Raw genomic sequence first — 1,957 nt, forward strand, 5'->3', positions numbered from 1 at the left:
CGGCTGGAGCGGCTGAAGGGGCAGGGCGCTTCCGATGCCGACCTCGGCCGCATTCACGCGCCGATCGGGCTTGCGATCGGCGCGGTGTCGCCGTCCGAAATTGCAGTGTCGATCATGGCGGAGATCACCGCAGCGCTGCGACTGCCGGCATCGTCCAAGGCGGCCTCGGCATGAAGTTCGGCCCGCGCCGTCCGGCCGATGCGATCGGCGGCGTCACCGTGCATTCGCTGCGGCAGAACGGTCTGCTGCTCAAGAAGGGCACGACGATCGGCCCGGCCGAAGTCGCGGCGCTGGAGAAGGCCGGCATTGCCGAGATCGTGGTGGTTCAACTCGAGCCCGGTGACGTCTCGGAGGATGTCGCGGCCGCGGATGTGGCGGGCGCGGTCGCCGGCGATGGCGTCACGGTCGATCGCGCGTTCACCGGCCGCGCCAATCTGTTCGCGGGACGGACCGGCGTGCTGGTGATCGATCGCGCCGTGGTCGATCGCGTCAACGCCGTCGATGAGGCGATTACTTTGGCGACCCTGCCGGCGTTCAAGCCGGTGGTCGAAGGCGAGATGGTCGCCACCGTCAAGCTGATCCCGTTCGGTGTCGAAAGCCGCCTGCGCGACGCCGCGGTGGCGGCGGCGCAGGGCGGCGCGCTGCGGGTCGCGCCTTACGTGATCAAGCGAGTCGGCGTGGTGTCGACGCTGCTTCCCGGCCTTGCCCCGAAGGTGATCGACAAGACGCTGCGCGTCACGGCGGAGCGGCTGGCGCCGGCCGGCGCAGAGATCATTGCCGAGCGCCGCGTCGCGCATGAAGAGGCTTCGCTGTCTGCTGCGATCCAAGAGCTTGTTGGGCTCGGCGCCGAGATGGTGATCGTATTCGGCGCTTCTGCGATCGCCGACCGCCGCGACGTCATCCCGGCGGCGATCGGCGCGATCGGCGGCACGATTTCGCATTTCGGCATGCCGGTCGACCCGGGCAATCTGCTGCTGGTCGGCGCGGTCTCGGGTGTGCCGCTGCTCGGCGCACCGGGTTGTGCGCGCTCGCCGGTCGAAAATGGGTTCGATTGGGTGCTGATGCGGCTCCTCGCCGGGCTCACCGTCACGCGCGCTGATATCACCGCGATGGGTGTCGGTGGTCTGCTGATGGAAATCGTGACGCGGCCGCAGCCGCGCGTGCCGGTCGCCGAAAGTGGCCGCAACGTCGCGGCGATCGTGCTTGCCGCCGGGCGCGGTACGCGGATGGGCGGGCCGAACAAGCTGCTCGCCGATCTCAACGGCAAGCCGCTGGTGCGGATCGTTGCCGAGCAGGCGCTGGCCTCACAGGCCGCGCGCACCATCGTCGTCACCGGCCATCAGGCCGGCGAGGTCGAAGCGGCGCTGCACGGGCTCGATCTCACCTTTGTGCACAATCCCGACTTCACCCAAGGCATCGCGTCGTCGGTGAAGGCTGGCATCGCGGCGCTGGGCGAGGATGCCGACGGCGCGATCGTCTGCCTCGGCGACATGCCCCTGATCGATGCGGCCTTGATCGACCGGATGATCACCGCGTTCGATCCCGATCGCGGCGCGCTGATCGTGGTCCCGGTCGCCGAGGGACGCCGCGGCAATCCGGTGCTGTGGTCGCGGCGGTTCTTTGCCGAGCTGATGACACTCGGCGGCGATGTCGGCGCACGGCATCTGATCGCCAAGCACGGCGAAGCGGTGACCGAAGTGCCGGTCGAAGGCCAGGCGGCGTTCCTCGACATCGACACGCCTCAAGCCCTCGATCAGGCGCGGCGCAGCTAGAGCAGTTACGCGTTAGATATAATCGGAGCGCAGTTCGGGGCGCTTACAACAATCACAACCTCATGGTGAGGAGGCGCGAAGCGCCGTCTCGAACCATGCGCCGCAGGCGATGTGGCTCCTCATCCTTCGAGACGCCCGGCTTTGCCGGGCTCCTCAGGATGAGGACTTCGGACGCTTGGCAAAGG

At 68.4% G+C, this 1,957-nt stretch carries 2 protein-coding genes; both read left to right on the plus strand.

Going from position 1 to position 1,957, the window contains the following annotated elements; translation table 11 throughout:
• Nucleotides 1–174 (plus strand): XdhC family protein (locus DYI24_RS25660; protein WP_164574314.1); only part of this gene is annotated, 174 nt, incomplete at its 5' end.
• Complete coding sequence (locus DYI24_RS25665; protein ID WP_164574315.1) at nt 171–1,772, plus strand: NTP transferase domain-containing protein; 1,602 nt, start codon at nt 171–173, stop codon at nt 1,770–1,772. The genes DYI24_RS25660 and DYI24_RS25665, both read left to right, overlap by 4 nt.
• The last annotated feature ends 185 nt before the right edge of the window (nt 1,773–1,957 follow it).

It is taken from the genome of Rhodopseudomonas sp. BR0C11 (genome assembly GCF_010820945.1).
Taxonomy (GTDB): Bacteria; Pseudomonadota; Alphaproteobacteria; order Rhizobiales; family Xanthobacteraceae; genus Rhodopseudomonas; species Rhodopseudomonas palustris_H.

What these genes read in the sequence shown, in the direction of transcription:
- DYI24_RS25665 (WP_164574315.1), top strand. Translation starts at nt 171, where the DNA reads ATGAAGTTCGGCCCGCGCCGTCCGGCCGATGCGATCGGCGGCGTCACC.